The sequence below is a fragment of the Rhodanobacter thiooxydans genome (assembly GCF_030291135.1).
Lineage (GTDB): Bacteria > Pseudomonadota > Gammaproteobacteria > Xanthomonadales > Rhodanobacteraceae > Rhodanobacter > Rhodanobacter thiooxydans_A.
On sequence record NZ_CP127409.1, the window covers coordinates 1081565 to 1104151 of the forward strand.

The 22587-nt window shown below is 67.7% G+C and carries 26 protein-coding genes; 15 read left to right on the forward strand and 11 right to left on the reverse strand.

What is annotated here, in order from left to right:
* Nucleotides 1-11: 11 nt before the first annotated feature.
* The gene (gene msrB / locus QQA13_RS04835; protein WP_108471150.1) at nucleotides 12-614 is read right to left on the reverse strand and encodes a peptide-methionine (R)-S-oxide reductase MsrB; all 603 of its coding nucleotides are present in this window, start codon (nucleotides 612-614) and stop codon (nucleotides 12-14) included.
* 27 nt (nucleotides 615-641) lie between these two features.
* Entirely contained in the window at nucleotides 642-2363 is a 1722-nt protein-coding gene (locus tag QQA13_RS04840) for a cytochrome c biogenesis protein DipZ (RefSeq protein WP_108471151.1), read from the reverse strand.
* A gap of 205 nt (nucleotides 2364-2568) precedes the next feature.
* On the opposite strand from QQA13_RS04840, the gene QQA13_RS04845 reads away from it, so the two are divergent.
* Nucleotides 2569-3156: an RNA polymerase sigma factor gene (locus QQA13_RS04845; RefSeq protein ID WP_325051449.1), complete on the forward strand. Its 588-nt coding sequence runs from the start codon at nucleotides 2569-2571 to the stop codon at nucleotides 3154-3156.
* A gap of 4 nt (nucleotides 3157-3160) precedes the next feature.
* Nucleotides 3161-3814 (forward strand): NrsF family protein, encoded by a 654-nt coding sequence (locus tag QQA13_RS04850; protein ID WP_108471152.1) that lies wholly within the window; start codon nucleotides 3161-3163, stop codon nucleotides 3812-3814.
* A 66-nt stretch (nucleotides 3815-3880) separates the two neighbouring features.
* Here QQA13_RS04850 and QQA13_RS04855 read toward each other — a convergent pair whose 3' ends face one another.
* On the reverse strand, nucleotides 3881-4363 hold the full coding sequence (locus QQA13_RS04855) for a YajQ family cyclic di-GMP-binding protein (RefSeq protein ID WP_108471153.1): 483 nt from the start codon (nucleotides 4361-4363) through the stop codon (nucleotides 3881-3883).
* A gap of 38 nt (nucleotides 4364-4401) precedes the next feature.
* On the opposite strand from QQA13_RS04855, the gene QQA13_RS04860 reads away from it, so the two are divergent.
* The gene (locus QQA13_RS04860) at nucleotides 4402-5631 is read left to right on the forward strand and encodes an NAD(P)/FAD-dependent oxidoreductase (protein ID WP_108471154.1); all 1230 of its coding nucleotides are present in this window, start codon (nucleotides 4402-4404) and stop codon (nucleotides 5629-5631) included.
* 84 nt (nucleotides 5632-5715) lie between these two features.
* Nucleotides 5716-6600 (forward strand): NAD(P)-dependent oxidoreductase, encoded by an 885-nt coding sequence (locus QQA13_RS04865; RefSeq protein WP_108471155.1) that lies wholly within the window; start codon nucleotides 5716-5718, stop codon nucleotides 6598-6600.
* 13 nt (nucleotides 6601-6613) lie between these two features.
* Here the strand turns inward: QQA13_RS04865 and QQA13_RS04870 are convergent, their stop codons facing one another.
* Nucleotides 6614-7492, reverse strand: a complete 879-nt coding sequence (locus QQA13_RS04870) for a PhzF family phenazine biosynthesis protein (RefSeq protein WP_108471156.1) — start codon at nucleotides 7490-7492, stop codon at nucleotides 6614-6616.
* Nucleotides 7493-7674: 182 nt separating this feature from the next.
* Here QQA13_RS04870 and QQA13_RS04875 point away from each other — a divergent pair, with 182 nt between their 5' ends.
* The 4 genes from QQA13_RS04875 to QQA13_RS04890 all read left to right on the forward strand — a co-directional run bounded on the left by QQA13_RS04875 (nucleotide 7675) and on the right by QQA13_RS04890 (nucleotide 10648).
* Complete coding sequence (locus tag QQA13_RS04875; protein WP_108471157.1) at nucleotides 7675-8280, forward strand: rhomboid family intramembrane serine protease; 606 nt, start codon at nucleotides 7675-7677, stop codon at nucleotides 8278-8280.
* 92 nt (nucleotides 8281-8372) lie between these two features.
* The gene (locus tag QQA13_RS04880; protein WP_108471158.1) at nucleotides 8373-8855 is read left to right on the forward strand and encodes a histone H1-like repetitive region-containing protein; all 483 of its coding nucleotides are present in this window, start codon (nucleotides 8373-8375) and stop codon (nucleotides 8853-8855) included.
* A gap of 269 nt (nucleotides 8856-9124) precedes the next feature.
* On the forward strand, nucleotides 9125-9532 hold the full coding sequence (locus QQA13_RS04885; protein ID WP_108471159.1) for an LptM family lipoprotein: 408 nt from the start codon (nucleotides 9125-9127) through the stop codon (nucleotides 9530-9532).
* A gap of 78 nt (nucleotides 9533-9610) precedes the next feature.
* On the forward strand, nucleotides 9611-10648 hold the full coding sequence (locus QQA13_RS04890; RefSeq protein ID WP_234411296.1) for an aminopeptidase: 1038 nt from the start codon (nucleotides 9611-9613) through the stop codon (nucleotides 10646-10648).
* An 11-nt stretch (nucleotides 10649-10659) separates the two neighbouring features.
* On the opposite strand, the gene QQA13_RS04895 is transcribed toward QQA13_RS04890, so the two are convergent.
* Complete coding sequence (locus QQA13_RS04895; RefSeq protein ID WP_108471161.1) at nucleotides 10660-11466, reverse strand: c-type cytochrome; 807 nt, start codon at nucleotides 11464-11466, stop codon at nucleotides 10660-10662.
* 331 nt (nucleotides 11467-11797) lie between these two features.
* On the opposite strand from QQA13_RS04895, the gene pncB reads away from it, so the two are divergent.
* Nucleotides 11798-12982 carry a nicotinate phosphoribosyltransferase gene (pncB, locus tag QQA13_RS04900; protein ID WP_108471162.1) on the forward strand — a complete coding sequence of 395 codons (1185 nt, stop codon included), beginning with the start codon at nucleotides 11798-11800 and terminating at the stop codon, nucleotides 12980-12982.
* Nucleotides 12983-12992: 10 nt separating this feature from the next.
* Here pncB and QQA13_RS04905 read toward each other — a convergent pair whose 3' ends face one another.
* The 3 genes from QQA13_RS04905 to QQA13_RS04915 form a co-directional block, all read right to left on the reverse strand.
* A complete protein-coding gene (locus QQA13_RS04905) occupies nucleotides 12993-13787 on the reverse strand; it encodes a MetQ/NlpA family ABC transporter substrate-binding protein (protein WP_108471163.1) in 795 nt (264 codons plus the stop codon).
* 227 nt (nucleotides 13788-14014) lie between these two features.
* Nucleotides 14015-14692, reverse strand: coding sequence for a methionine ABC transporter permease (locus QQA13_RS04910; protein ID WP_108471164.1), 678 nt, complete (start codon nucleotides 14690-14692; stop codon nucleotides 14015-14017).
* Nucleotides 14689-15699, reverse strand: a complete 1011-nt coding sequence (locus QQA13_RS04915; protein ID WP_108471192.1) for a methionine ABC transporter ATP-binding protein — start codon at nucleotides 15697-15699, stop codon at nucleotides 14689-14691. Before QQA13_RS04915 ends, QQA13_RS04910 begins: the two co-directional genes overlap by 4 nt.
* A gap of 101 nt (nucleotides 15700-15800) precedes the next feature.
* On the opposite strand from QQA13_RS04915, the gene QQA13_RS04920 reads away from it, so the two are divergent.
* Both QQA13_RS04920 and QQA13_RS04925 read left to right on the forward strand, forming a co-directional pair.
* Nucleotides 15801-16286, forward strand: a complete 486-nt coding sequence (locus QQA13_RS04920; RefSeq protein WP_108471165.1) for a glutathione peroxidase — start codon at nucleotides 15801-15803, stop codon at nucleotides 16284-16286.
* A gap of 140 nt (nucleotides 16287-16426) precedes the next feature.
* Nucleotides 16427-16909: an FKBP-type peptidyl-prolyl cis-trans isomerase gene (locus QQA13_RS04925; RefSeq protein ID WP_108471166.1), complete on the forward strand. Its 483-nt coding sequence runs from the start codon at nucleotides 16427-16429 to the stop codon at nucleotides 16907-16909.
* Nucleotides 16910-16990: 81 nt separating this feature from the next.
* On the opposite strand, the gene QQA13_RS04930 is transcribed toward QQA13_RS04925, so the two are convergent.
* Nucleotides 16991-18088 carry a phospholipase A gene (locus tag QQA13_RS04930; protein WP_108471167.1) on the reverse strand — a complete coding sequence of 366 codons (1098 nt, stop codon included), beginning with the start codon at nucleotides 18086-18088 and terminating at the stop codon, nucleotides 16991-16993.
* Between the two features lie 115 nt (nucleotides 18089-18203).
* On the reverse strand, nucleotides 18204-18650 hold the full coding sequence (locus tag QQA13_RS04935) for a hypothetical protein (RefSeq protein ID WP_234411297.1): 447 nt from the start codon (nucleotides 18648-18650) through the stop codon (nucleotides 18204-18206).
* 183 nt (nucleotides 18651-18833) lie between these two features.
* Between QQA13_RS04935 and QQA13_RS04940 the strand changes: the two genes are divergently transcribed.
* On the forward strand, nucleotides 18834-20069 hold the full coding sequence (locus QQA13_RS04940; protein WP_108471168.1) for a winged helix-turn-helix domain-containing protein: 1236 nt from the start codon (nucleotides 18834-18836) through the stop codon (nucleotides 20067-20069).
* A gap of 37 nt (nucleotides 20070-20106) precedes the next feature.
* Here QQA13_RS04940 and QQA13_RS04945 read toward each other — a convergent pair whose 3' ends face one another.
* The gene (locus QQA13_RS04945; protein ID WP_286042555.1) at nucleotides 20107-20580 is read right to left on the reverse strand and encodes a hypothetical protein; all 474 of its coding nucleotides are present in this window, start codon (nucleotides 20578-20580) and stop codon (nucleotides 20107-20109) included.
* A 327-nt stretch (nucleotides 20581-20907) separates the two neighbouring features.
* On the opposite strand from QQA13_RS04945, the gene QQA13_RS04950 reads away from it, so the two are divergent.
* From QQA13_RS04950 to QQA13_RS04960, 3 genes are all read left to right on the forward strand, one after another.
* Complete coding sequence (locus QQA13_RS04950; protein WP_056384767.1) at nucleotides 20908-21117, forward strand: cold-shock protein; 210 nt, start codon at nucleotides 20908-20910, stop codon at nucleotides 21115-21117.
* Between the two features lie 257 nt (nucleotides 21118-21374).
* The gene (locus QQA13_RS04955) at nucleotides 21375-21584 is read left to right on the forward strand and encodes a cold-shock protein (protein WP_007507924.1); all 210 of its coding nucleotides are present in this window, start codon (nucleotides 21375-21377) and stop codon (nucleotides 21582-21584) included.
* Between the two features lie 85 nt (nucleotides 21585-21669).
* On the forward strand, nucleotides 21670-22587 hold the full coding sequence (locus QQA13_RS04960) for an alpha/beta hydrolase family protein (RefSeq protein WP_108471169.1): 918 nt from the start codon (nucleotides 21670-21672) through the stop codon (nucleotides 22585-22587).

The following is a 22587-nucleotide window of genomic DNA, read 5'->3' on the forward strand; positions in this document are numbered from 1 at the left end:
CCGCTTGCGCGTCAGGCTGCCGCGCGCGGCACGAAGCGCAGCGCCACCGAGTTCATGCAGTAACGCAAGCCGGTCGGTTGCGGGCCGTCCTCGAAGACGTGGCCGAGGTGGCTGTTGCAACCGGCGCAGCCGATCGCGATGCGGTCCATGCCGAACATGTTGTCGTGGCGCTCGATCACGTTGCGCTTCGCAATGGGCTGCCAGAAGCTGGGCCAGCCGGTGCCGGAGTCGAATTCGGTGGCCGCGTCGTACAGCGCGGTGGCGCAGGCCACGCAGCGGAACAGGCCGGGCACGGCGGGCCGTTCGTGCTCGCCGCTGAACGCGCGTTCGGTGCCGTCGTGACGCATGATCTCGTACGACGCCGGCGCCAGCCGCTGCCGCCATTGCGCGTCGCTCAGCACCAGCCGCGCCACCTTGCGCGCGCCGAGATCGTGGCCGGCATCGTCGAAGATTTCCAGCAGCACTTCGCCGGGTCGGCCGACCGGCGTGTTTGCCGCGGCGTGCAGGCGCGGCAGCAGCAGTCCGCCGCCGACGGCCAGCAGTGCGCCACCGCCGATTGCGGCACGCAAGAAGCGGCGGCGATCCATCGCGAGGGTTTCATCGATGCGGGACATGGCAACCTCCGTGGAACGGTGGGTGGTTCAGCCGAACGTGAACGCGTACGCCTGCACGCCCGGGTCGAGGAAGGTGATCTCGAACAGCCGCTCGCCGCTGCCGTGGGCCTGGCGTACCAGCTGGTACAGCCGCTGGCCGGTGATCGTGCCGTTGCCGTCGGCATCGGTGTCCATGCCGTGGTCGGCGCCGGGCGGCTTGCCGTCGATGGTGACGCGGTAGCGGATCGGCTTGCCGTCGCTGGCGGGACCGAGCACCAGGTGCAGGTCGCGGCCGCGGAAGCGGTAGACGATGGCGCCGCCGGCCCGGTCCAGCTGCGCGTTCTCGCCGTGCACGGTCCAGCGGCCGTCGAGCGACCACTGGTCCGCGGCGAGCGAGGAGGGTGCGTGATAGTCGTGTGCGTCGTCGTGCGCCACCCGGCCGCCGACGAAGTTCATCGCGCGGGCGTAGCCGACGTAGGTCTCCGGCGAACGGGTGGGATCGTTCGACGCCGCGGCTTCGACGCCGCGATGGTCGTCGCTGACGTAGCCGCCGGGCAGGTTCTTCTGGCCGGCCTCGACCAGCAGCTGGCGGATCACGTCCTCACTTTCCCGGTACTCGCCTTCGCCGAAGTGGTGATGGCGGATCTGTCCCTGCGCGTCGATGAAGTAGTGCGCTGGCCAGTACTCGTTGTTGAAGCCTTTCCAGATCGCGTAGTCGTTGTCCAGCGCGACGGGATAGTTGACGCCCAGATCCTTGATCGCCTTGGCGACGTTGGCCGGATTTTTCTCGAACGCGAACTCCGGTGCGTGCACGCCGATCACCACCAGGCCGTGGTCCTTGTACTTGTCGGCCCAGCCGCGCACGTAGGGCAGCGTGCGGATGCAGTTGATGCAGGAGTAGGTCCAGAAATCGACCAGCACCACCTTGCCGCGCAGCGACTCGGTGGTCAGCGGCGGGCTGTTCAGCCATTGCGTGGCGCCGGCCAGCGACGGGAACGTGCCTTCCACCGGCAGCGGCTCGCCGGCCTTCGGCGCCGGCTGCGGTGCCGGTGCCGGACGCACCGCGTTGATCAGCTTCTGCTCGATGCCGCCGGTGCTGGCCAGCGAGACGCGGGTGAGCAGGCCGGTATCCAGGCCCAGCGCGATTGCGGCTACGCCGCACAGCACCAGCACGCCGAGCGTGCGGCGCACCCATTCGCCGGCGCCGAGCGAGCGCTTCATCAGGGCGAACACCTTGCCGCCGATCAGCAGCGCCAGGCCCAGCGAGGTGGCCGCGCCGGCGGCGTAGGTCAGCAGCAGCAGCGTGGTCTGCACGCTGGCGCCATTCAGCGCCGCGCCGGTCAGCAGCAGGCCCAGGATCGGCCCCGCACACGGCGCCCACAGCAGGCCGGTGGCGACGCCGAGGCCGGTCGCGCCCCACACCGAATCGCCGTCGCCGGCCGAACGCTGCGACAGGCGATTGCCCAGCGCCACGAACGGGCGGGTGATCCATTCGGCCAGGTGGGTCGACAGCAGGGTCAGGCCGAGGAAGGCCAGCACCGCCATTGCCACCCAGCGGCCGTACTGGTTCGCGTGCACCGCCCAGCCGCCACCCAGCGCGGCCAGCGTGGCGACCGCGGCGAAGGTGATCGCCATGCCCAGCAGCATCGGGAAACCGTTGCGCATGAACGGCCGGTCGGAACGGGCGAACACGAACGGCAGCACTGGCAGGATGCACGGGCTGAGGATGGTCAGTACGCCGCCGAGGTAGGCGAGGATCAACACGAGCATGGTGGGCGTCCGTGGAAGGTTGTCTGGTTATTCGCCGGCGCGCCGACGGTGGTTACCTGCAGGTACGGGGTAACGCCGGGGCCGGATGCGGCGAATACTCCACAGGCGTTCCGCCGTGGAGCGAAGCATGTCGCAAGCCTTGACCGCCACCGTCTGCATGGGTCTAGATAGTGGACTTTCCCTGCGGAGGAGTCCCGCCCCGACCGTGTCAGCCGACGTCGCCACCGCGAACGACAGCGAAACGCCCGAGCGGCGCCGGGCGGCGTGGATGGCGGCTGCGCAGGCCGGCGACCGCCGCGCCTACGAGAGGCTGCTGGCCGATTCGGTGGCGCTGATCCGTGCCACCGCGCGGCGTCAGGGCGTGGCGCCGGACGGCCTGGACGACGTGGTGCAGGAGACCCTGATCACCGTGCACCGGGTGCGCCATACCTACGACCCGACCCGCTCGTACGATGCCTGGCTGACCGCGATCGCCAGCCGCCGCGCGATCGATGCGTTGCGCAGCCGCGGCCGTCGCGACAGCCGCGAGCTGCGCGACGACTATGCGCTCGACCGGCACCCGGATGCCGACGACGCCAGTGCCGCCACCGAGAGCGGGCAGCGCGCGCAACGGCTGCACGAGGCGATCGCCGAACTGCCGCCGGGCCAGCGCGAAGCGGTGGAACAGCTGGGCCTGCGCGAGCGTTCGCTCAGCGAGGCGGCCGAGCTGACCGGGCGCAACACCGGCGCGCTGAAAGTGAATCTGCACCGCGCGTTGAAGGCGCTGCGCGAACGTTTCCATGGAGAACCCTGACGTGATGTTCGAGCCGTCATCTCATGAGGCGCTGATCGACCGTCTCGGCACCGGGCTGGTGCCGGTGCGGCGTCTGCTACCGCCATGGCTGCGCACCGCCGGCTGGCTGCTGCTGGTGCTGGCGCTGGCGGTCGGGCTGCTGCTGCATTACGGCGCGGACCCGATGCTGCGGCGCTGGGCCGCCACGCCGGACCTGGCCTGGGCCGGCATCGGCGCAGTGATCACCACGATCAGCGCGGCGTGGGCCGCGTTCGCGCTGGGCGTGCCGGGGCGCCCAGCGGTGTGGGCATGGCTGCCGTTGCCCGGCGCCTTGCTGTGGATCGGTGCCAGTGGCCTCGGCTGCCTGCGCACGTGGATCGCGCCGGGGACGCAGCTTGCCGGCATGCATCAGACCGCCGACTGCCTGCTCTTCATCATCGGCTTCTCGGTGCCGCTGTCCGCGCTGCTGATCCTGCTGCTGCGCCGCGCCTGCCCGCTGCGGCCGGTGCTTACCGCCGTGCTGATCGGGCTGGCCAGCGCGGCCGCCTCGGCCAGCCTGCTGGAGATCTGCCACGCCTACGATTCGGCCGCCACCGATCTACTGACGCATGCGCTGGCCGTCGTCGCGGTGGTGGGTATCAATGCCGCGATGGGCGGGCGGCTGTTGTCGAAAGCCTGAGGTCGCGCCCTACGTCGTTCCGGTGAGAGGTCGCCACGCAGTTGCCGTGGCGGGGTGAAACGCGGATCAGTCGCGGAAGTTGTCGAACTGCAGCGGCAGTTCGACGTCCGACTTGCGCAGCACCGCCATTGCCGCCTGCAGGTCATCGCGCTTCTTGCCGCTGACGCGCAGCTTGTCGCCGTTGATCTGCGCCTCGACCTTGAGCTTGGCCGCCTTCAGTTCGGCCACCAGTTTCTTGGCGATCGGCTGCTCGATGCCCTGCTTCACGGTGATCTTCTGGCGCGAGCCGCCCAGGTTGGTTTCCGGATCGCCCGCATCGAGCGCGCGGATGTCGATCTTCCGCGCGGTCAGCCGGCCGCGCAGGATGTCCAGCATTTGCTGCAGCTGGAATTCGCTGGGTGCGCTCTGGGTGATCACGCCATCGTCCAGCACGTATTTCGCGTCCACGCCCTTGAAGTCGAAGCGCGTGGTCAGTTCGCGGTTGGCCTGGTCGATCGCATTGGTCAGTTCGTGCTTGTCGACTTCGGAGATCACGTCAAAGGAAGGCATGGCGGCGGCTCGCTGGGAACAGGGACAAAGTGTAAGCGATGCGGCTGGGCGATAATGCGCGACCTGTGGCGGCGCGAGGATGCCGGTTCGTGAAAGTGGACGTGTTGATCATCGGCGCCGGCGCCGCGGGCCTGATGTGCGCGATCGCCGCCGGCCAGCGTGGCCGCCGCGTGCTGGTGGTCGACCACGCCAACAAGGTCGGCAAGAAAATCCTGATGTCCGGCGGCGGGCGTTGCAACTTCACCAACATGGGCGCGACGCCGGCGAACTACCTGTCGGCCAACCCGCATTTTGCCAAGTCCGCGCTGGCGCGCTACACGCCGTGGGATTTCATCGCGCTGGTCGAGAAGCACCGCATCGCCTACCACGAGAAGGAACTGGGCCAGCTGTTCTGTGACGACTCGTCGAAGCAGATCGTGCGCATGCTGCTGGACGAATGTGTCGCCGCTGGCGTCACGGTGGAGGCGAGCTGCGGCGTGCAGCACGTGCGCAAGACGCCGGAAGGCTTCGCCGTACACACCGCGCGCGGCGAAGTGCACGCTGAATCGCTGGTGGTCGCCAGCGGCGGCCTGTCGATCCCCAGCATGGGCGCCAGCGACTTCGGCTACGAACTGGCGCGGCAGTTCGGCCACGCCGTGCTGCCCACGCGCGCAGGCCTGGTGCCGCTGACCCTGAGCGGCAAGCACCAGGAGCACTACCAGGATCTTGCCGGCGTGGCGCTGCCCGTGGTGGAGACGCGGGTCGGCAAGCAGGGTTTCCGCGCCGGCCTGCTGTTCACCCATCGCGGGATCAGTGGCCCGGCGATCCTGCAGATTTCCTCATACTGGCAGCCGGGCGACGACCTGCGCATCGACCTGCTGCCGGATCTCGACATCGGTGCGTACCTGGTCGAACAACGCACGGCGCGGCCGCTGGCGGAGCTGAAGACCGTGCTCGGCGAGGTGCTGCCGAAGCGCCTGGCGCAACGCCTGTGCGAGCAATGGTTCGACCATCGGCCAATGCGCCAGTACCGCGAGGCCGAACTGGTGCAGTTCGGCGCGCAGCTCAACGCGTGGCCGATCACCGCCAGCGGCACCGAAGGCTACCGCACCGCCGAAGTCACCCTGGGCGGTGTCGATACCGACGGACTCTCCTCCAGCACCATGCAATCGAAGCGGGTGCCGGGGCTGTACTTCATTGGCGAGGTGGTCGACGTCACCGGCTGGCTCGGCGGCTACAACTTCCAGTGGGCGTGGGCTTCGGGGCAGGCGGCGGGGCAGGTGGCCTGAGGCTCACCGCGCACGGTGGATTTCGCATGGATTGAATATCCCGCGTGCTTCACTGGGTGCCGGTTTCGGCATGAGGACACCTGCATGAAAGTCGGGTTCATCGGTCTCGGTGCGATGGGCAGCGCGATGGCCAGCAACCTGCTGGCGGTCGGCCACACGTTGACGGTGTGGAACCGTTCCGTCGCGGCCACCGAGCCGCTGGCCTCGCTGGGTGCCCGGGTCGCGCGCAGCGCCGACCGCGCTGCGCAGGGTGAGGTGCTGTGCAGCATGCTGGCGAACGACCAGGCGGTGCGCGAGGTGTTCCTCGATGGCGGCCTGCTCGATGCGATGGATCGCGGCACCGTGCACGTCAACCACGCCACCATCTCGGTGGCGCTGGCGCAGGAACTGGCCGCGGAACACGCGAAGCGTGGGCTGGAGTACGTCGCCGCGCCGGTGTTCGGCCGTCCGGACATGGCCGCCGCGGCGACATTGAATATCGTCGTGGCGGGCAAGCCCGCCGCCATCGAACGCGTGCGGCCGCTGCTGGAGGCGATGGGCAGCAGGCTGTGGCCGTTGGGCGAGGCGCCGGAGCGCGCGAACGTGGCGAAGATCGCCGGCAACTTCATGCTGGCGGCGGCGATCGAAAGCATGGCCGAAGCCACCGCGCTGACCCGCGCCCACGGCGTCAGCGCGGCGGACTTTCTCGACGTGATGACGAGTACCCTGTTCGCCGCGCCGGCCTATCAGGGCTACGGCAAGTTGATCGCCGAGCAGCGCTTCAAGCCGGCCGGGTTCGCCTTGCCGCTGGGTTACAAGGACGTGGGGCTGGCGCTGTCCGCGGCGGAGGCGCAGCGCGTGCCGCTGCCGTTCGCCGGCGTGCTGCGCGACGCCATGCTGGAGGCGCTGGCCGCCGGCGATGCGGAGCTGGACTGGTCGGCGCTGGCGCTGGTCGCTGCGCGCCGGGCGCATCTGGACGAGCGCGACTAGCCGGTGCGGCGCGTTACGGCGTCCACGCCAGTGCGCCGTCGATCACCGTGTGGCTGCGCCCGCCGACCCAGATCGCGTTGCCGTCGATGTGCACGATCAGTTGCGCGTCGTGGCCGATCTCGCGACCCTGGCTGACCTTGTAGCCGCGGGCCAGCGCGCCGTGAGGTTCGGCGTGCACGATATACGCGGCGATCAGTCCGTTGGCGGCGCCGGAAGCGGGGTCCTCGACGATGCCGACACCGGACGGAAACGCGCGCACCACCAGCCGGTAGCCGGGGTGGCTGCTTCTCGCGAACGCGCACAGCCCCATGCTGTCGCTGGCCCGGGCCAATGCGGCGATCGCCGCGTGGTCAGGTTGCCACGCACGCAGGCTCGCTTCGTCCGCCACCTCGGCCAGCCACCAGCGGCGGCCGCCGTCGACCAGCGCCGGCGGCAGCGCACCCAGCTCGATGCCGGCCAGCGTGGCTGCCAGCAGCGGGTGGGCGTCGCGGCCGGTGTCCAGTACGCGTTCACCGGGTGATTGCAGCAGCAGCTCGCGCCCGGCGCCGCTGCCCTCGACGCGGATCGGCAGCACGCCGGCACCGCATTCCTGCCACAGCAGGCCGTCACGCGGTTTCGCCAGGCCGCATTCGAGCACCGCATGCGCGCTGCCGATGCTGGGGTGGCCGGCGAACGGGATTTCCTTGTGCGGGGTGAAGATGCGCACGCGGTAACTGGCTTTCGGGCCGGTTGGCGGCAGCAGGAAGGTGGTCTCGACCAGCGCCGTCCAGCGCGCGAAGCGCTGCATCGCCTCGGTGTCCCAGTCATCCGCGCCGAGCACCACGCCGAGGTGGTTGCCACCGCCCTGCGTGGCGGGGAAGACGTCCAGGTGCAGGTAGCGAAGCGAAGTCATGGCATGCGTCGGGCGACCGTCGTGGCCGCGTAAGGCGGCGAATGATAGCTGCCTGCCACGGCTGCCGGCAGTGATCTTTCGGAATATGGCGTGACGGAAGGTGCATGAGCCGGAAAGAAAGTCGACAAGTCGCGGCAGCGGCCCCAAGATGTGTGCTTTTGTTGCCGGACGTGGAACCGCCCATGCTGATCACCCTGGCCATCATCGCCATCACTTGTATTGTCTCGTTCATGGCGCTCAAGAATGGCCGTCTGCTGAACGACCTGATCCTGTGGCCGCCGGCGATCGCCCGCCAGCGCGAATACCATCGCCTGGTGACCTATGGCCTGGTGCATGCGGACTTCGGCCACCTGCTGTTCAACATGGTCACGCTGTTCTTCTTCGGCCGGGTGATGGAGGGCTTCTTCGCCTCGCGGCTGGGTCCGTTCGGCTTCGCGCTGTTCTACATCGGCGGCCTGGTGGTCTCGATCCTGCCGACCTACCTGAAGAACCGCAACAACCCGAACTACCGCAGCCTTGGAGCCTCCGGCGCGGTGTCGGCGGTGCTGTTCGCCTTCATCCTGCTGGCGCCGTGGTCGCGCATCATCGTGCTGGTGATCCCGATGCCGGCGATTGTCTACGCGGTGCTGTACACCGGTTATTCGATCTACATGGACCGGCGCGGGCAGGGCAACGTCAACCACAGCGCGCACCTGTGGGGTGCGGCATACGGCGTGGTCTTCACCCTGCTGGTGGAGCCGCGGGTGCTGCCGCATTTCCTCGATGCGCTGATGCGGCCCAGCTTCTGATGATGCACGTTTCCTGCGCTGCGTAATGCCTGCCACGGCCGGGGCGTGCATACTGGTGATGGTTCCACCGCCCACCGCAGGAGAACGCACGCATGGCCATGCCCCGCAAGTCGGCCGCGAGGACATCCGCGGCAAAGAAAGCCACCGCCAGCAAGACGCCCGCCGCGAAAACGGCTGCGAAGAAGTCCACTCCGCGCAAGGCGGCGGTGAAGAAGGTTGCCGCGAAGAAGGTCGCGACAAGGAAAACGGCGATGCGGAAACCCGCGGCCGGCAAGCTGACGGTGAAGAAGGCAACGAAGAAGCCGGTGGCGAAGAAGACTGCGACAGGCAAGGTGTTCGCGAAGAAGGTGTCCGCGAAAAAGCCGGTGGCGAAACAGGCCCCGGCCAGGCAGGTCGCAGCGGGAAAGCCGGTCACCAAGCAGCCGGCGGTCCGGTCCGTGGCCCCCTCCGTCGTTGCTGCGAAAAAACCGGCCTCACGCGAACGTCCGCCGGAGCCGGTGCCGACCCGGTACCTCAGCCAGGAAGACGCCGTGGCGAAGATCCAGGCCCTGCTGGAAGCCAAGCGGGGCGGGTGAGGCGGGAATCAGGTCGGCCGGATGCCCAGCCTGACTCGGTCGGGATCGGGCAACGCCGGCGGCATGCGTACCGGCATCCAGCGAAGCGAGCAGGGCCGACGCAAGGGCTGATCGCCGCCGCTCCAGTGGCCGCTTCCACGATGCGAAGCGAGGCAGGACGGCAAGACATGGCTGGCGGCTAAACGCCGGCAGGCGGCGCGGCGAAACTCAGTGCGTGTTCAAGCAACCCGGCCTAACGTGAAACTGCTACTCCCACTCGGGGACGGATCATGAAACGCCTGCTGGCCATTGTTGTCCTGATCGTCGCTGCCGCGATGCTGTCAGGCTGTTATTACGATCCGGGCTACAGCTATGTACGTGGCTCCGGCTACAGCGGCGATGCCTACTATGGCGACGGCGGCAACGCCTACTACGTGGCGCCGGGTTACTACGACGGCTATTACGGCGGTTACTACGGCTGCTGCTATGCACCTGGCGTGAGCGTGGGCGTCAGCAGCACGTGGTACGGCGGCTCGCGCTACCGGCACGACGACTATCGCTACCGCGACCATCGCGATTATCGCGGCCATGCCGGCCAGTGGCAGGGCCATCGCGACGGCCACGGTGATTATCGTGACGGCAACCGGCAGCGGCGTGGTGGCCACCGCGACCGTGATGATCGCGACGATCGCCGCTGAGGCTTGAGGCACCATCGGGGGATGCCCGGATTCGTGCCGCCACGCATACGCATTCCTAGGCTCATCGCCGTCGCGGCGGTGGGCCTTTTGCTGGGTGCCTGCGGCAGCCTGCGCTACTACGCGCAGGCAGTGCACGGGCAGGGCGAGCTGGTCGTGCACCGGCGTGCGATAAGCCAGCTGCTGCGCGATCCGGCCACCGACCCGCAACTCGCCGCGCGGCTGCAGCAGGCGCAGCGGGCACGCCGCTTCGCCTCGCAGCAGCTGGCCCTGCCGGACAACCGCAGCTACACCGGTTATGTCGCGCTGGATCGGCCCTACGTGGTGTGGAACGTATTCGCCACGCCGCGCTACTCGGTGCAGGCCGTGCCGCAGTGCTTCCCGGTCAGCGGCTGCGTCGCCTATCGCGGCTGGTTCAGGGAAGCCGATGCGGAGGCCGATGCGGCGCGGCTGCGCGCGCGTGGCGATGATGTCTGGATCGGCGGCGTGCCGGCGTATTCCACGCTGGGCTGGTTCGCCGATCCGATCCTGTCGAGCATGCTGCGCTGGGATGACGACGAACTGGACGGCACGATCTTCCACGAGCTGGCGCACCAGCGGATATACGTGAAGGGCGACACCGCGTTCAATGAATCCTTCGCGACCTTCGTGCAGACCGAGGGCCTGCGCGAATGGCGCCAGTCGCGTGGCCTGCCGCCGCCGGACGGGCGTGCGCGGGCAATGGACGAGGGCTTCACCCGCCTGGTGCTGGACCTGCGTACGCGCCTGGCGAGCCTGTATGCCAGCGGCGCCGACGCAGCGGCGATGGAGGCGGGCAAGCAGGGCGAGATCGCGGCGTTCCGCGTCCGCTATGCGCAGTGGCGCGAGCGCGACTGGCCGGGCGACCACCGCCACGACGCCTGGGTGGCACAGCCGATCAACAATGCGCGGCTGCTGCCGTTCGGCCTGTACGAGCGGTGGACGCCGGCATTCGCCGTGCTGTTCCAGCGAGCTGGGCGCCACTGGCCGGCGTTCTACGCCAGCGTGCGCGAACTGGCGCGCGAGCCGGAGGCGCAGCGCGAGCAGGCGCTGCAGGCGTTGGGCGGTGCGCGGCCGGCCGAAGCACCGGCCGGGCCGTGAGCGGGCTGCCTTCAACCGCCGCTTTTGCGCCCGGCCATGTGCCGCAGGTAGGCCAGCACGGCGTCGAGGTCGGCGTCGGACAGCGCGTGCGTGTCGAACCCCTGCATCTTCGCCTGCGGCCATCGCCGCAGCGACTGCGGGTTGCGGATGAACGCGCGCAGCAGGTCGGCGCGCAGGTATTCGGTGGGATTGTGCGGGAGGTTCAGGTCGGGGCCGAGCCGTGCGTCGCCCTGGCCGTTGAGCGTGTGGCAGGCGAAGCAGGTGTGCTGGAATACCGCGAAACCCCGCCGCACTTCGCTGTCCGGCGGCAGCGAGGAAGCGGGCAGGATCGCCGGGAAGCGTTCGGCCACGTCGGCCAGCTTGCGGATGCTGGCCAGCTGGTACGGCCACTGTTCCGGGCCGACGCCGGCGGCCTGCGGCCGCGTCCACACCACATAGAACGGCCCGGCGCGGCCATGCCCGGGCAAGGCAGGCCACGGCCGCGCTGCCTCCTCGATCGCCAGCCAGGCTTCGCTGCCTTGCGTGTTCAGCAGCAGCGCGGCGGGTATCTCGGCGGCAAAGCCATCGCCGGCGACGAACTGCAGGTGATCGCCGGGATGGATGCCTTCGAGCAGCGCGGCCAGCGGCACCGCGCGGAAGTGCATCGTGCGCCGGAACGCCACGTCGCCGGGCACGCTGATGGTGCGCGCGTCGCCGCGCTTGAGCAGGGTTTCGCTGTGGTAGGTGACGACGCCGTGACCGAGATCCACCTTCAGCTCGGCGGCCGTCGCGGGCAGGGCCAGGCACAGTGCGAGCAGGTACGCGGCGAGCAGCTTCATGGTCGATCCCTGCAGAGGTAAAGAAATTGTAGACGGCGGATGCGCGAATCGTCGCGTCCGTCCGTGGCGGCCAGCCTGTCGGAAAGCTGAACAAACATCGTCATACAGGTTGAACTCATCTGCTGCCGGCCACACTAAGCACGTGTATCGCCGTGATGGCGACAGGAAGTGGCGCAATGCATCGCGTCACTGAGGGGCCGGCATTTCCTCCCCTGGATGCCGCCTGACAAACCCCATCAGTCCTCCCCTGGCTGATGGGGTTTTTTTTGTGCGGAACAAGCGGCGCGGTTCGCGTGGATAATGGCCATACCGCTCCATTCCCCGGCTCCCGATGATCATCGATTCGCTGCTCGACACCGACCTGTACAAGTTCTCGATGATGCAGGTGGTGCTGCACCAGTACCCGGCCGCCCAGGTCGAGTACCGCTTCAAGTGCCGCACGCCCGGCATCGACCTGGTGCCGTACATCGACGAGATCCGCACCGAGCTGAAAGCCCTGTGCCAGCTTCGCTTCGCGCCGGACGAGCTCGACTACCTGCGCACGTGGCGCTTCATCAAGAGCGATTTCGTGGATTTCCTGGGGCTGTTCCAGCTCAACGAGAAGTACGTGGAGATCGCACCGGCCGCGGCAGGCAACGGCGAGATCGAGATCCGCATCTGCGGGCCGTGGCTGCACACCATCCTGTTCGAGGTGCCGCTGCTGGCGATCATCAACGAGGTGTACTTCCGCAACACCAGCGGTGGCCTCGACCTTGCCGAGGGGCGCCGGCGGCTGCTGGCGAAGATCGAACTGCTGCGTGACACGCCGGACTACGCCGGCTGCAAGATCGCCGACTACGGCACGCGCCGGCGCTACTCGCGGGTATGGCAGGAAAAGGTGGTGACCCTGCTGCGCGAGGGGCTGGGCGAGCAACTGGCCGGCACCAGCAACGTGTGGCTGGCGCGCAAGCTCGACCTGACCCCACTGGGTACGCTGGCGCACGAATACCTGCAGGCGCACCAGGCGCTGGGACCGCGCCTGCGCGACTCGCAGGTGGCCGCGCTGGAGGCGTGGGCGAAGGAATATCGCGGCGACCTCGGCATCGCGTTGTCGGACGTGTACGGGCTGGAGGCGTTCCTGCGCGATTTCGACATGTACTTCTGCAAGCTGTTCGACGGCACCCGCCACGATTCCGGCGACCCGTTCGCCTGGGGCGAGAAGGTGCTGGCACATTACGGCGCGAACCGCGTCGATCCGCGCAGCAAGGTACTGGTGTTCAGCGACGGTCTGGACATCCCGCGGGTGATGCAGCTGTATGCGCACTTCCGCGGCCGCTGCCAGCTCGCGTTCGGCGTGGGCACCAACCTCACCAACGATGTGGGGCCCGCGCCTCTCAACATCGTGATCAAGATGATCCGCTGCAACGGCCAGCCGGTGGCCAAGCTCAGCGATTCGCCGGGCAAGAACATGTGCGAGGACGAGGCCTACGTGGCGTATCTGCGGAAGGTGTTCGACATCCCTGCCACGCAGGAGTAAGCGTGCATCCTCAGAACGCCGGCAGCACGGCGCCGTGGTACTTCTGCTCGATGAACGCCTTGATCTCGGGACTGTTCAGAACCCTGGCCAGTTTCTGCACGCGCGGGTCGTTCTGGTTGTCGGGGCGGCCGACCAGGTAGTTCACGTAGGGCGAGTCCTTGTCCTCGATCAGCAGCGCGTCTTTGGTGGGGTTCAGCCCGGCGGCCAGCGCGTAGTTGGTGTTGATCAGCGCCAGGTCCACCTCGTCCAGCGTGCGCGGCAGCATCGCCGCCTCCAGTTCGCGGAACTTCAGGTGTTTCGGGTTCGCGATGATGTCCTTCAGCGTGGCCATCTGGTCGGTCGGGTCCTTCAGCGTGATCAGGCCGTGCTTCGCCAGCAGCAACAGCGCGCGACTGTTGTTGCTGGGATCGTTCGGCAGCGTCACGCTGGCACCGTCGGGCAGCTGGTCGATGCTCCTGTATTTGTGCGAGTACGCGCCGAACGGCTCGATGTGCACGCCGGTGATGATGGTCAGGCGGGTGCCGCGTTCGCGGTTGAACGCGTCCAGATAGGGCTTGGTCTGGAAGTAGTTCAGGTCGATGGCCTTCTCGGCTACCTGGGTGTTCGGCTGCACGTAGTCGGCGAACACCTTGATCTGCAGCTCCACGCCTTCCTTAGCCAGCAGCGGCTTGGCCTGCTTGAGGATTTCCGCGTGCGGCACGGCGGTGGCGGCCACGGTGAGGACATTGTCGTTCTGCTTGCCGGGGCTGGAGCAGCCGGCCAGCAACAGCAGGGTCAGGGTGAGCGAAGCAAGCAGCAGTCTCATGGCAGATTCACTTGTGCGGTGCACCATGATAAGCCGTCTATACTGCCAAACACAAACGCGTGGCACGCGAGGCTTCCGGCGCGTCACGACTTCGGCGCGGCATAGCCAGCCAGCAGGAGCAGGGCCAGGATCGCGGCGACGGCGGCGAGCAGCAGATTCATGGCGGCGACTCTCGTGGGCGGCCGATGAAAGTAGGCCTCCGATGCCGCCAGACGCAAATGACCAGATCAGCGTTGCTTATAACGCATCACGATGTGGTCGCCGATCATCTGCAACAGCTGCACCAGCACGATCAGCAGCACCACGGTGACCAGCATGTAATCGGACTTGTAGCTGAGGTAGCCGTAGCGGTAGGCCAGGTCGCCCAGGCCGCCGGAGCCGATCGCGCCGCCCATCGCGGTGTAGCCGACCAGCGCGATCGCTGTGACCGTGATGCCGGCGAACAGGCCGCCGCGGGCTTCCGGCAGCAATACGTGGCGAACGATTTGCCACAGGCTGGCGCCCATCGCCTGGCTGGCCTCGATCACGCCCTGCTGCACCTCGCGCAGCGCGGTCTCCACCAGCCGCGCGAAGAACGGCGCGGCGCCGATCACCAGTGGCGGGATCGCGCCGCGGATGCCCAGCTTGGTGCCGACCAGGGCGTAGGTGACCGGCATCAGCACGATCATCAGGATGATGAACGGCACCGAGCGCAGGATGTTCACCAGCAGCGAGGTCACCGCATAGAGCTTCGGCATCGGCCGCAGCTGGCCCTTGCCGGTCAGATACAGCAGCACCCCCAGCGGCAGGCCGATCAGCAAGGTGAGGGCGAGCGAGCCGCCCAGCATCAAAAGAGTGTCGATGCAGGCACGGCCGATCTCGGCCCAGTCGTCGATGTTCGGAAAGAGTCTTGGCAGCGGGTTCATCGGTGCAACTCCTCGATCTCGATGCCGGCCTCGCGCAGCATGGCCAGCGCGGCGTCCACCCGTTCGCCCTGCATCGCCAGGGTGAGCTGGCCGTAGGGCAGGTCCTTGATGCGGTCGATGCGGCCGGCGAGGATGTTGAACTCCACGCCGGTCTCGCGCGCCACCTGGCTCAGCGACGGCGTCAGCGTCGCATCACCGCGGAAGCTCAGGCGCAGGATGCGCCCGGGCACCTGGGCGAATGGCGCCAGTTCGCTGGCCGCTTCCTCGGGCAAGGCCTCGTTGACGAAACGCTTGGTGGTGGAGTGCTGCGGATGCAGGAACACGTCGGCTACTGCGCCACGCTCCACGATTACGCCGGCGTCGAGCACGGCCACGCGATCGCACACGCGGCGCACCACGTCCATCTCGTGGGTGATCAGCACGATGGTGAGTTTAAGCTCGCGGTTGATCTCCGCCAGCAGCTCCAGCACCGAGGCGGTGGTCTGCGGGTCGAGCGCACTGGTGGCCTCGTCGCACAGCAGGATGGACGGCCGGTTGGCCAGCGCGCGGGCGATGCCGACGCGTTGCTTCTGGCCACCGGAAAGCTGAGACGGGTACTTGCCGGCGTGTGCGCTCAAGCCCACCCGCGCCAGCAACTCATCGACCCGCGCGCGGATGACGCCGGCGTCGCGTTCGCCGGCCAGCCGCAGCGGAAACGCCACGTTGTCCGCCACCGTCTGCGAGGCGAGCAGGTTGAAGTGCTGGAAGATCATGCCGATCCGGCGCCGCTGCGCGCGTAGCGCCGGTTCGGCCAGCGCGGTCATCTCGGTGTCGCCCACGAAGATGCGTCCGCCGCTGGGGCGTTCGAGCAGGTTGATCAGCCGTATAAGCGTCGATTTGCCGGCACCGGACAGTCCGATGATGCCGAACACCTCGCCGTCGGCGATGTCGAGGCTGAACGGCTGCAGCGCGGGAATGTCCCTGCCGTCGACGCGGTAGGACTTGTGCACATCGACGAAGCGGATCACGGCGGGGAAGTGGCCTGCGGGCGGGTGGGCCATTCTATGCCACGGGCAGCGGCGGCGATGGCGTATGCTGACGGATTGATCCATCAAGATGGAGTGCGGCCATGTCCAGCGTCTACGATTTCACCGTCCGCGATATCGACGGCAACCCGCGCTCGCTCGCCGAATGGCGCGGCAAGACCCTGCTGATCGTCAACGTCGCCTCCAAATGCGGTTTCACGCCGCAATACCAGGGGCTGGAAACACTGTGGCAGGACCAGCGCGACAAGGGCCTGGTGGTGCTGGGTTTTCCGTGCGACCAGTTCGGCCACCAGGAACCCGGCGACGAGGCCGAGATCCGGACCTTCTGCAGCACCCAGTACGACGTGACCTTTCCGATGTTCGCCAAGCTCGAGGTGAACGGCGAGCACGCCGATCCGCTGTACAAGTGGCTGAAGAGCGAAGGCAAGGGCATCCTCGGCAGCGAGTCGATCAAGTGGAACTTCACCAAGTTCCTGGTCGATGCGGACGGCCAGGTGGTGAAGCGCTATGCCTCCACCGACACGCCGGAGAAGATCGGCAAGGACACGCGGGCGCGGCTGGGCGGCTGAGCTGCCGTCCACGCCGGCAACTGGCAGCGCCTGGCGCGGCAATCCCGACGCAGCCTGCCGGCGGTTTGCTCGCTTCTGGTAACCTACGCGGTTCGTGTCGGCACCTGGCCGGCGGACTTGAACCTATTCGCGAGAACCTCATGCAGATTGCCCAGAACTCCGTTGCCGCCTTCCATTACACGCTGACCGACGACGCGGGCCAGGTCATCGACAGCTCCGAGGGCCGCGAGCCGTTGACCTACCTGCATGGCAGCGGCCATATCGTGCCGGGCCTGGAAAAGCAGATGGAAGGCCGCGTGGTCGGCGACAAGTTCACCGCCGACGTGGCACCGGAGGAGGGCTATGGCGTCCATCACGCCGAACTTATGCAGGAAGTGCCGCGCGCGGCGTTTCAGGGCGTCGACGACATCCAGCCCGGCATGCAGTTCCAGGGCCACGGCCCGGAAGGCCAGATCAACGTCACCGTGACCAAGATCGAGAACGACGTGGTCTTCATCGACGCCAACCACCCGCTGGCCGGCAAGACCCTGCACTTCGCCATCGAGGTGACCGATGTGCGCGACGCCACCGCGGAAGAGCTGGAGCACGGCCACGTGCACGGTGCCGGCGGTCATCACCACTGAGCACCGGCGCGGCCTGGCCGCGATCCGCTGATACGCGAAGGCCCGGTGCTTGCACCGGGCCTTCGTCGTTCGTGGGCCGACTCAATACCAGTCGAGCAGCGACACGCCCAGTCCCAGATAGGTGGCATTGTGGTTGTAGTCGATCAGGCTTTCGCCGTAGCCCTTGAACACCTCCATGTAGCCGCGCAGGTTGCCGGCCACCGGGAAGCTCCAGCTGAAGCGCGCCGAGCCGTGGCTGTCGCTGCCGCCACGCAGGGAATGGCGCAGCAGCATGCCGAATTCCTGGCCGCGCCATTCATGCACGATCTGCATCTCGCCGCGGCCCATGTAGTTGCTGATGTCGGGGTTGTTGTCGTCGCGGCGCGCCTCCGGGACGCGCCACCACGGGCGCAGCATCACGGTCCAGCCGTCGCGCTCGAAGCCGATGTTGGCGATCACCCGGTTCCAGCTGCGCGACAGCGGATTGCTGCGGCCGTTGGACTGGTGGTTGAAGCCGATGCCGAGCATCCGCCCGTCCCAGCCAAGCAACTGGTAGTGGGTGTCGAACACCAGCATCGCCTCGGGTTCGTAATTGGTTTCGCGGAACGGCCGCGACGCCTTGGCGTTGTACACCTGCCAGCGCGAGGACTGGGTATAGCCCACCCACAGGTCGCCGGCGTCGCCGAATACGCCCTGCCACAGCTTGGACTTCAGGCTGAGCTGGAACTTCATCTCGGCATTGTCCAGCTGCTCCCCCGGGCCTGGCACGGTGTTGTCCGGGTTCGGGCTGTGCGGCCGGTTGTTCTGGTTGCTGGTGGCGAATATGGGCAGCACGAACACTGGCTTGTAGCCGCGGATGTTGAAGGTGCCGAGCTTGCTTTCCGGCGACAGCTCCCAGCGGCTGTCGAGCAGGGACAGCGGGGCGGCCACCTCGCGGTTGGTTTCCGCGTCGGTGCCGGACGCCTTCTGGCGGTCGCGGCTGAAGATGCCTGGCGTCGCGGTGGCCTGGTCCACCCGTTTCTGCGCGATCGGCAGGTTGACCCGGCCGGTCGCATGGTCGTAGCAGGCCAGCCGCTGGGCGTCGCTTTCGATCGCGGTACAGGCGCGGATGTCGGTGGGGTCAGGGTTCTGTGCATGCGCGGCGGCGGTCAGGGTGCCGGCGAACAAGGCCAGAAGGACAGCCGCGGTCGAACGTTTCATGAAGGAAAGTTCCTGGCAGATCAGCGGAGCAGTCTAGCGGAGTGGCGATGGACCACGATGACCTGCACATGAAAACGCCGGCCGCGTGTGCGGCCGACGTCTGCGGCACGCGGACTTATTTGCCGGCGACCCAGCGTTCGTACTCGCTCTTGCTGATGTGGCCGTCACGGTTGTGGTCGGCGTAGAGGAAGTCATTGGCGAGCAGTGGATAGGCCGAAGCCTGCTCTTCGCTGATGTACTTCCCGCCGCCGGACAACTGCTCGAAAGCGGGTGCCGGGCCGGCCGGCGGAGGTGGCGGCATGCTCGAATGCACGACCAGTTCGCCGGCCGGCGTGTTCATGGTGGCGGTGTCGGACTGGCCGGTGGGTGAGGCTGTCGCCGGCATGCCCGGTGTAGTCGGCGTCGCTGGCGTCGGTGGCGTCGGTGGAACGGGCGGCACCGGTGTCATGCCCGTGGGCGGCGGTGGGGGTGGCGGCGGTACGTCCTGCGCGATCAGGCTGCCGGCGAACAGCAGCGTTGCGGCGGCGAGGGCGGTCAGCAATGGCTTGCGGGATTTCATCATCGGTACTCCATGCCAGAATGATCGGTGAGCTTGTGCGGATGCCCGCACTCCATCGGGCGGGAGTTCCGTCCGGCCCAATTCGGGTTTCACGCTAGCAGGGACTTTGTAAATGTCGGCTCAAAATCCGGGTCACGAGGGCGTGAAGACAGGCTGCCGTTGGGCGCCGCTTCAGGTGCTGGCCGCGTGTTGAGCCTGGCGCAGGCGCGGGCTCTGCAATTGTCGGCGCAGGGCCTGCTGCAGCCGCCGCGGCGAAGGGCCCGGCGCGACGAGGTGGTGGCGGCAGTCGGGCGCATGCGCCTGCTGCAGATCGATACCATCCACGTGGTGGCGCGCAGCCCCTACCTGGTGCTGCACTCGCGCCTGGGCGATTACCCCGCGGTCTGGCTGGACGAGGCGCTGGCGCAGGGGCGGCTGGCCGAGTGCTGGGCGCACGAGGCGTGCTTCGTCAGTGCCGCCGATATCGCCTGGCACCGTGGCGGGCACGACCATCGTACGCACCACTGGGCACATCGGAACGCGGCGCGGATGCATCGCGAACAACGCGCCGACATGGATGCGCTGCTGCAGGCGATCCGCGTTTCCGGTCCCGTGCGGGCGGCGGATTTCGCGCGCAGGGACACCGCCAGCAAGCCGGGCTGGTGGGAATGGAAGCCGGAGAAGCGCTGGCTGGAGGCGTGGTTCGCGCTGGGCGAGCTGATGGTGGCGCGGCGCGACAACTTCCAGCGCGTTTACGATCTGGCCGAAAACGTGCTGGCCCGGCTCGACCCGCCATTCGATCCCGCCGCCGCACCTTCGGCGGCAGAGCGGCGTCGGCGTTTCATCGTCGACAGCGTGCGCGCGCTGGGGGTGACGCAGGCGGCCTGGATCGCCGACTACTTCCGCCTGAAGCCGAAGGTCAGCGATCGCGAACTGCTGCCGCTGGTGGCCAGCGGCGAGCTGCTGGCTGTGCCGGTGCAGGGCTGGCGCACGCCCGGCTACGTACACCGCGATCACGCCGACGCGCTGGACAAGGCGCTGGCCGGGCGCCTGCGCGCTACCCGTACCGTGCTGCTGTCGCCGTTCGACCCGCTGGTGTGGGATCGGGTGCGCCTGCTGGCGATGTTCGATTTCGAGTACACCCTCGAGTGCTACACGCCGGCGCCGAAGCGCCGCTACGGCTACTTCGTGCTGCCGATCCTGCATCGGGGCCGGTTGGTCGGCCGGCTCGATGCGAAAGCCCATCGCGGCACCGGCGTGTTCGAGGTCAAGGCCCTGTTCCTGGAACCCGAGGTGTCACCGGAGTCGGCACTGGCGCAGGCGGTGGCCGGGGCCATTGCCGAGACCGCCCGCTGGCACGGCACCCCGGAGATCCAGCTGGGGCGCGTCCAGCCGGTGGCGCTGGCGCGGTTGTTGCGCGCAGCCTGGCGAGATGCCGGCTAGCCGGCGCCTTCGGGACTCGCCCTCGTCATTGACGGATCTACGGTGTGCTGCTGGCCGGCGCCGGATTCGCCGCGCACGACTTGCCGTGCAGGGCCTCGCGCAGCTGGTTGGCCAGCGAGTTGCAGCGTGCCGCCAGCTGCGGCCGGATCTCCGGGTTCTTCGCGTCGCGCAGCAGGCTGCTGCGCATCGCCTCGTAGCGGGACTGCAGCTGGTCCGGCGGGAAGATCGCCGCCGCGCGGTGGCAGGCCAGGTAGCTGGAGAGGTAGTCGTCGCAGGCGGCGATGCCGGTGTTTTCGGACAGCTCGGGCTCGGCGGCGGGCCTGCTGCGGGTGCTCGCGGCACGCTCCCGATGGGTGGGGCTGCTGGCGGCTTTCGTGGTGGAGGCGGGCGGGGCTGTCGTGGTGGAGGTGGCCGTGGTCCGAGTGCTCTGGGGATGCTGCGCACAACCGGCCAGCAGCAGGAGACCTCCGAACGCGCTGATCAGGGTCAGGCGGGACAGGGCAGGCATCATGACTCTCCTCAAGGTGACGACCGTGCCGGTCGGGCGGCCGGTGGATACTGATCCGGGGCTGGCCGCCACTAGACCGCGCCTGAGGTCAAGAAAATCTGAATTTACCGCCGAATCGGCAAAAGACGCAGAATTCACTCCATTCCGTTCAGCCCCGATGTGCCGTTATGATCCGCCCACTGTGTTTGCCGGGGTCAGCAGAGTTTGTGGCCCGATGCAGCCGATCCGCGATCTGCCTCATCGTTCACCCCTGGGTTGTTTCCTTGCACACCAGTCAAGTCGGCCGGTCGCCCATGGTGGCCGCGTCCATAAACCCGTGGAGTGATTAACATGTCTGATCGTCAGATGGGTACCGTCAAGTGGTTCAACGACGCCAAGGGCTTTGGTTTCATTGCCCGCGACAATGGCCCGGACGTTTTCGTGCATTTCCGCGCCATTACTGGCGGCGGCTTCAAGAGCCTGCAGGAAGGCCAGCAGGTCTCGTTCAAGGTGGTGCAGGGCCAGAAGGGCCTGCAGGCCGAGGAAGTCACCCCGGCCTGAGTGTCGCGTTTGCAGGGGAAAACCGGGCAGCCATGCCCGGTTTTTTCCTGCCCGGATAATGTCCGCGACAGCCTGCTTGACAAATCACTCACGAGCTGAAAATCCGTTATGCTTGGGCCACTGCGTCTGCTTGGCTACGTGAGTGCCCGGTAGGGATTTCCTGAATCCGACTGTTGCACCGGACCCTGCATGCTCAGTAAACCGTCGGCCCGTTGGGGCCGGTTTGTCTCAGCGTCTGGATAGGATCGGAGTGAGTCATGTCGGATCGTGAAGTAGGTACAGTGAAGTGGTTCAACGACGCCAAGGGTTTCGGTTTCATCAGCCGTGAAAATGGCCCTGACGTATTCGTGCATTTCCGCGCCATCACTGGTTCGGGTTTCAAGAGCCTGCAAGAAGGCCAGAAGGTCAGCTTCAAGGTCGTCGACGGCCAGAAGGGCCTGCAGGCCGAAGACGTCACCCCCGTCTGATCGTGGTGGCGGAATCCGCTTGAGGAGGCCGGCGCAAGCCGGCCTCTTTTTTGTAGTGGCGAAGGCAATTCGCTAGCCTGTCGGGATGTCCGAGCATTCCATCGAAAACATGCCTGCAGCGGCCGAGCCGCTGGCAATTCCGGTAACTGCCGCCGATGGCACCCGCTATGAATTGCTGGCCGTGCTGCCCACCGGTGCCTGGCAGTGTTTGCTGTACTGGCTTCCGGCGATGGGCATACCGGCCCGGCATTACCTGCCACTGGCCCAGGCCCTGGCGGCGCGGGGCATCGCGGTGGTGTTGCACGAGTGGCGCGGCATCGGCTCCAGCGAGCGGCGCGCCGCTCGCGGCAGCAACTGGGGTTATCGCGAACTGCTGCAGGATGACCTGCCTGCCGGTCTGGCGGCGGTGCATCAACACTGGCCGCAGGCGCGCCGCTGGCTGGGCGGGCACAGCCTGGGCGGCCAGCTCGGCCTGCTCTACGCCAGCGGGCACCCGCACGACTTCGCCGGCCTGCTGCTGGTCGCCAGTGGTGCGCCGTACTGGCGCCGCTTTCGGCATGGCTGGCTGATCGGGGTGGCCTATGCACTGGCTCCGCTACTGGCAGGCCTGGTGGGTTACCTGCCCGGGCGGCGGATCGGTTTTGGCGGCAACGAGGCGCGCGGGGTGATCACCGACTGGGCACGCAGCGGGCGCACTGGCCGCTACGCGGCAGCCGGGATGGCCCGGGACTTCGAGCGGCAACTGGCCGCGCTGCAACTGCCGCTGCTGGCGCTGTGCCTGCAGCAGGACTGGCTGGGCCCGCCGGCGTCGCTGGAGTGGCTGCTGGGCAAGCTCGGCCCGGGCGAGCGCCGCGTGGCCGTGATCATGCGGGAGGACATGGACGGGCTGCCGGCCGATCACTTCGGCTGGATGAAGACGCCGGCGCCGGTAGCCTCGCGCATCGCCGACTGGCTGGCTGCGGCGGACGCAGCGTTCGCCGCGCGCGACGGCTCGACAGGTTGA

What these genes read in the sequence shown, in the direction of transcription:
- QQA13_RS04925 (WP_108471166.1), top strand. Translation starts at nt 16,427, where the DNA reads ATGCAGATTGCCCAGAACTCCGTTGCCGCCTTCCATTACACGCTGACC.
- QQA13_RS04945 (WP_286042555.1), bottom strand. Translation starts at nt 20,580, where the DNA reads ATGATGCCTGCCCTGTCCCGCCTGACCCTGATCAGCGCGTTCGGAGGT.
- QQA13_RS04935 (WP_234411297.1), bottom strand. Translation starts at nt 18,650, where the DNA reads ATGATGAAATCCCGCAAGCCATTGCTGACCGCCCTCGCCGCCGCAACG.
- QQA13_RS04920 (WP_108471165.1), top strand. Translation starts at nt 15,801, where the DNA reads ATGTCCAGCGTCTACGATTTCACCGTCCGCGATATCGACGGCAACCCG.
- QQA13_RS04870 (WP_108471156.1), bottom strand. Translation starts at nt 7,492, where the DNA reads ATGACTTCGCTTCGCTACCTGCACCTGGACGTCTTCCCCGCCACGCAG.
- QQA13_RS04875 (WP_108471157.1), top strand. Translation starts at nt 7,675, where the DNA reads ATGCTGATCACCCTGGCCATCATCGCCATCACTTGTATTGTCTCGTTC.
- QQA13_RS04960 (WP_108471169.1), top strand. Translation starts at nt 21,670, where the DNA reads ATGTCCGAGCATTCCATCGAAAACATGCCTGCAGCGGCCGAGCCGCTG.
- QQA13_RS04895 (WP_108471161.1), bottom strand. Translation starts at nt 11,466, where the DNA reads ATGAAGCTGCTCGCCGCGTACCTGCTCGCACTGTGCCTGGCCCTGCCC.
- QQA13_RS04860 (WP_108471154.1), top strand. Translation starts at nt 4,402, where the DNA reads ATGCGGCTGGGCGATAATGCGCGACCTGTGGCGGCGCGAGGATGCCGG.
- QQA13_RS04905 (WP_108471163.1), bottom strand. Translation starts at nt 13,787, where the DNA reads ATGAGACTGCTGCTTGCTTCGCTCACCCTGACCCTGCTGTTGCTGGCC.
- QQA13_RS04930 (WP_108471167.1), bottom strand. Translation starts at nt 18,088, where the DNA reads ATGAAACGTTCGACCGCGGCTGTCCTTCTGGCCTTGTTCGCCGGCACC.
- QQA13_RS04880 (WP_108471158.1), top strand. Translation starts at nt 8,373, where the DNA reads ATGGCCATGCCCCGCAAGTCGGCCGCGAGGACATCCGCGGCAAAGAAA.
- QQA13_RS04855 (WP_108471153.1), bottom strand. Translation starts at nt 4,363, where the DNA reads ATGCCTTCCTTTGACGTGATCTCCGAAGTCGACAAGCACGAACTGACC.
- QQA13_RS04850 (WP_108471152.1), top strand. Translation starts at nt 3,161, where the DNA reads ATGTTCGAGCCGTCATCTCATGAGGCGCTGATCGACCGTCTCGGCACC.
- QQA13_RS04955 (WP_007507924.1), top strand. Translation starts at nt 21,375, where the DNA reads ATGTCGGATCGTGAAGTAGGTACAGTGAAGTGGTTCAACGACGCCAAG.
- QQA13_RS04840 (WP_108471151.1), bottom strand. Translation starts at nt 2,363, where the DNA reads ATGCTCGTGTTGATCCTCGCCTACCTCGGCGGCGTACTGACCATCCTC.
- QQA13_RS04910 (WP_108471164.1), bottom strand. Translation starts at nt 14,692, where the DNA reads ATGAACCCGCTGCCAAGACTCTTTCCGAACATCGACGACTGGGCCGAG.
- pncB (WP_108471162.1), top strand. Translation starts at nt 11,798, where the DNA reads ATGATCATCGATTCGCTGCTCGACACCGACCTGTACAAGTTCTCGATG.
- QQA13_RS04950 (WP_056384767.1), top strand. Translation starts at nt 20,908, where the DNA reads ATGTCTGATCGTCAGATGGGTACCGTCAAGTGGTTCAACGACGCCAAG.
- msrB (WP_108471150.1), bottom strand. Translation starts at nt 614, where the DNA reads ATGTCCCGCATCGATGAAACCCTCGCGATGGATCGCCGCCGCTTCTTG.
- QQA13_RS04885 (WP_108471159.1), top strand. Translation starts at nt 9,125, where the DNA reads ATGAAACGCCTGCTGGCCATTGTTGTCCTGATCGTCGCTGCCGCGATG.
- QQA13_RS04865 (WP_108471155.1), top strand. Translation starts at nt 5,716, where the DNA reads ATGAAAGTCGGGTTCATCGGTCTCGGTGCGATGGGCAGCGCGATGGCC.